The 5,263-nt window shown below is 34.5% G+C and carries 2 protein-coding genes; one reads left to right on the forward strand and one right to left on the reverse strand.

The window, feature by feature from the left end; genetic code table 11:
* Positions 1-624: 624 nt before the first annotated feature.
* Positions 625-2,616: a S8 family serine peptidase gene (locus MODO_RS18790; RefSeq protein ID WP_006256706.1), complete on the reverse strand. Its 1,992-nt coding sequence runs from the start codon at positions 2,614-2,616 to the stop codon at positions 625-627.
* Between the two features lie 334 nt (positions 2,617-2,950).
* Between MODO_RS18790 and MODO_RS18795 the strand changes: the two genes are divergently transcribed.
* Positions 2,951-5,077 carry a M3 family metallopeptidase gene (locus tag MODO_RS18795; RefSeq protein WP_006260844.1) on the forward strand — a complete coding sequence of 709 codons (2,127 nt, stop codon included), beginning with the start codon at positions 2,951-2,953 and terminating at the stop codon, positions 5,075-5,077.
* Positions 5,078-5,263 lie beyond the last annotated feature (186 nt).

Raw genomic sequence — 5,263 nt, forward strand, 5'->3', positions numbered from 1 at the left:
ACTATTTCATAACTCTCTATTATATCACCTTTTACGAGAGAAAGTTTTTTTGTCTTTTTTTAATAGCTATAGTCTTGAGACATCTCTATACTATATATACGTAAAGAGCAGTACTTAATATTGTACTCTATTATATATATATAATAATTGAGAATATACCTTCTTATACCCTTTCTATCTATTTATAGATGTTACTTTATCCTATATAGAGGTGTTTTATCTACTTTTTTGTAGTTGATCTACTTATATAGGTGTGTGTGTTTTGAAGAAAAGTTCATTATAAAGTAGCTATATCCTTGTTTTGAAGAAAAACTAACACACTTTTTTTATTCTCATATTGAGCAATTATCCTCACAAGCAACTGTATATCAATAAGTAAAGTATATTACCAGTATTATATTTCTAAAACCTAAATACTCCCTAATCCCAGTAGTAGCAAGCCTTTATACCTACTTCTTCAACACTGCTTCAACATTTCTCCAAGATTACTCTACCTGAGCACCTCTTTCTTGAAGCAATATTGAAGAGGTCTTGTCGCGCTCTTGAAGGGGATTAACTTATAGTGACAATAAAAAAGCCCTAGACTATATAGTCCAGGGCTGTATATGAATATAAAAATGTTTTTTATTTCTTTAATATTTTTGCTCTAACACGTTCTCCTCCTACATTTATATTCAATAGATATACTCCTCGCTCCAATTTTCTCATGTCAATCACTGCACGATTAGTCGCTGTAAAATTAAATCGTTTTACTAAACGATTACTTAAATCAAAAACCTCTACTTCTGAAATAGTAAATACTTTATCCTTTGTAACTTCGACATTTGCGATATCTTGAACTGGATTTGGCCAAATCACTATATCTTCAGGCTCTACACCTTCAATAGTTGATATCTTTTCTATTCCTTCTAAATCTCCATTACTGATTAGTAAACTAAAGTCCTGTCTACCATACGACAATTCGCCTTTATGGCTCACTACCACTTCATATTCTCCTGCTTCAGGATTTACAATTTCTATTCTCTCCAGATTGTCGACATCATTATCTCCTTTTAGTGCATTGAGGTTACTCCTGTTTTTATTTAAATACCAAGGAAAATATTCTTCACCATCCTTGTATAACCTAATATCTAAATCGTTGATCAATTTATTATTCTTAAAGCTTCCTTTTAATTCATTCGAATCAAACAACGCTTCCCTATCTGTCCAACTTAATGTGACTAACAATCTCTCCGAAGGATTATCTAATTTAAACTTGTATCGAAAATCTTTTTTATTAAACAAAACACTTTCTTTTAGGACTGCACTGTCATCATTTACATTCTTTATGAATTCTATTCCCCTTTCTGCATTAATCATTCCCCATCCTATTTTATTCGTTGGGTACTTTTCTTCTAAGTACTCTGCTGTATGAGTCATCAGCCCTCGTAACGTAGCAGAACGCATCGGAAAATCATGTAGCTGTACATACCCTTGCTGCCAAAGAGTCAAAATAGCTGATACAACTGGCGATGCCATAGAAGTACCGCTCATCTCTTTATATACACCTACTGAAGGATTAGCATTATGATATCTCGGCAACTCGTACGCTGAAGATATAATCTTCACTCCTGGTGCAGCGATATCAGGTTTAATTCTAAAATCGCCTGTAGGACCATAACTACTAAACTTAGCCACGCTTAAACGATCTGAGCTATCTACGCCTACCGCGGCTACTACAACAGCATTCTTTGCATTCGTATTACCTAATAATAAATCATTACCATTCATAGTAGGATTAATTTTATCATAATACTCCCTATCATTACCTGCAGAAATTACTGGTTGATAATACGGATATGTATAAGTAAGTTTATCCAACTGATAAGCATCCTTGTTATAATATCCAAAATAAGTAGGAGGAACTAGTGGATTATCATAATCATCTAATGCTGCTATCCCATAAGAATGATTAGATATCAATAAACCCGATTGGGCTGCTGAAGCCATCTCTACTATATCATTATCCCAATCATAACTCCATACGCTAGCTTCAGGAGCTAATCCCTTAGCTGGAGCATAAGCACCACTTGCTATTAAGGTACCAGCTACATGAGTCGCATGATTTTTTCCAAGTTCTGCACGTTCTAAGTCTTCGCCATTAAGCTTCGCAATATTGATATCTGGATCTTTTAAAATCACACGGCTCGAAGCACCACTCTTAAACTCTTGATGCTGCTCAAAGGCAGGCTTACCATCCCATAGCCCTATAATCATATTTCTACCTTGAAGATTAACTCTCTGTCTACCTCCTTTCGAAATATTATCTACACCTGTCAGGCTACGTGATAACGCATTCTGAGTAGCGTAATAAATAGGAATTCCTTCATTATCTACAGTTCTCAACTGATAAATACGTCCATCCTTATAAACTCCCTTAGTAGGAACACTATATTGTTGCTGAAACCGTAAGACAGCTTCTTTATCTGACATTACCTCTCTGCTAAACTGCTGTATAATCTCTTTGTTCTTCTGTTCATCCTGTTGGCTCTTTATCTCATTTCTCAATTGAGGACTCTGAGCAAACAACGAACTACAAAATAGTAAAGTATATACTATACTACTTACATCCTTCATCAATACCAATGTGGTTAAAATTACATTCTTTAGAAGTTCAAATATATGATTGTGTTCTAAAAAAACTCTTATTGTGAATATAAAAATACAACCAAAATAAATAATCTATCTAAAAAAGAAGTATAAATATACCTTAAATACTCTATAAAATATCTCTCTCAAAACTCCCTCAGACCTATATCACTTCATTTAGAAACAAGGCAATACAGATGAATTACCATACGGTTATCCCTATTTTATTCATTCATAATAAGGTATAATGTATAGGACAGATTTCGTTGAATCACACATAAATCTTTATATTTGGACAAATCTAACAGTAACCTTAATATTTATGAAAATCAAAAAGACCGTACTAGGTGTAGTTGCAGGGGCATCTATTTTGTCTATTTCTTGTGACAAAGTAAAGAACGAAGCTGCTTCATCAGGAGATTGGAATGAAAGTAACGCTTTCTTTAACGAAAGCACATTGCCATACTATACAGCAGACTTTGACAAAATTAAAGACAAAGATTTCAAACCTGCATTATTAGAAGGAATGCGTCGTCAGATGGAAGCTATCGACAAAATAGTAGCGAATACAGAAGAACCAACTTTCGAAAACACTTTAGAAGCACTAGAGCGTTCTAGTGAATTACTAGATAGAGTAAGTTCTGTATTTGGGTTATTAACAGGAGCTCATACTAATGATGAACTTAAGGCAATTAACTCAGAATTGGCACCAAAATTTGCTGGTCATAGAGATGCTATATACTTAAATGATGGCTTGTTCCAACGCATTAAAAAACTTCACGACAATCAAGCTTCTCTGAATCTAAATGAAGAACAGAATAGACTACTGAATGTATATTATGAAAACTTCGAGAAATCAGGTGCTAATTTATCTCCTGAAGATAAAGAGAAATTAAAACAACTAAACCAAGACATTGCTACTTTAAACAATCAGTTTGGGGATAAATTATTAGCAGCGACTAAACAAGGTGGAGTTAAATTCACTAAAGAAGAATTAGCAGGATTATCTGATGACGAGCTTAATGCCATCAAACAAGAAGATGGTAGCTATGTAATCGCATTAAACAATACTACACAACAACCAGATCTAGATAAACTTACCAATAAAGAAGCTAGAAAGAAACTATTCGATCAGGCATGGGTAAGAGCTGAAAAAGGAGATGACAATGATACCAAAGCATCTATCCTATCTCTAGTGAAAAAACGTGCTGAGAAAGCTAAGTTAATGGGATTCGCTAACTATGCAGAATGGAGTCTACAAGGTTCTATGGCACAGAATGCTACTAATGCTACTAAAATACTGAAAGACCTAAGTCCTTATGCAGTAGGAGCAGCTAAAGAAGAAGCGGCTGATATCCAAGCATTAATTAATAAAGAAGCAGATCCATTCACACTAACGGCTGCTGACTGGAACTACTACGCTGAAAAAATCAGAGAAGAAAAGTATGCATTAAACCAAAATGAGCTTAAACCTTATTTTGAGATGAATAGTGTATTAGAGAATGGAGTATTCTACATGGCTACGCAATTATATGGTCTAAGCTTTAAAGAACGCAAAGACATCCCTGTATGGCAAGAAGATGTAAAAGTATACGAAATCTTCAATGAAGATGGTAGTCAGGTAGGGTTATTCTACACAGATTACTACCAAAGAGATTCTAAACGTGGTGGTGCATGGATGAGTAATATCGTAGGTCAGTCTAAATTATTAAACAGACTTCCTGTAATCTACAATGTAGGTAACTTCCCAAAACCAGCGAAAGGTCAACCTACTCTATTATCTCAAGATAATGTAATCACGATGTTCCACGAGTTCGGGCATGCATTACACGGATTCTTTGCTAATCAAACTTACCCTACTCTATCAGGTACTAGTGTATCACGTGACTTCGTAGAGTTCCCTTCACAATTCCACGAGCACTTCGCATTCGAACCTTCTGTATTAAAGAATTATGCTAAACACTATAAAACAGGAGAGGTAATCCCTGATGCTTTAGTTCAAAAAATGAAGAATGCAGGAACATTCAATAAAGGATATAGCATGACTGAGCTATTAGGTGCTTCTCTATTAGATATGGAATGGCATACTGTGTCTACTGATAAGAATATCACTGATGTACTCGCTTTTGAAAAAGAAGCTTTAGCTAAATATGGTTTAGACTTACCTACTGTTCCTCCTAGATACCGCAGTACTTACTTTAGCCACATCTTCGGAGGTGGATATGCTGCTGGATACTATTCGTACAAGTGGTCAGAAATGTTAGACTTCGACGCTTATGATTGGTTAGAACAAAACGGCGGTATGACTCGTGAGAATGGTCAAATCTTTAGAGATAAGATTTTATCTAAAGGAAACTCTGTTCCATTAGACAAATTATACAAAGACTTTAGAGGTAAAAACCCTACAATAGATGCTTTATTAAAGTACTCTGGTTTTACGAAGAAGTAATTGAAATAGAATAAAAACCCTCCAGCTGGAGGGTTTTTTTATACATTTACTACTGAACTAATATTTCTATATTAAAAACTTTTCACTGATAACGTAGTGATAAGCTATATAAAGTAAATAAAAGCTAAGTACACGACAAAAAACTAAAGCAATTGATATTTAAAGGGTTGTGTCCATTTTTAGAGA

This window comes from Myroides odoratimimus, assembly GCF_001485415.1.
Taxonomy (GTDB): domain Bacteria; phylum Bacteroidota; class Bacteroidia; order Flavobacteriales; family Flavobacteriaceae; genus Flavobacterium; species Flavobacterium odoratimimum.

Coding starts and splice junctions, on each gene's coding strand:
- MODO_RS18790 (WP_006256706.1), bottom strand. CDS start 2,616: ATGAAGGATGTAAGTAGTATAGTATATACTTTACTATTTTGTAGTTCG.
- MODO_RS18795 (WP_006260844.1), top strand. CDS start 2,951: ATGAAAATCAAAAAGACCGTACTAGGTGTAGTTGCAGGGGCATCTATT.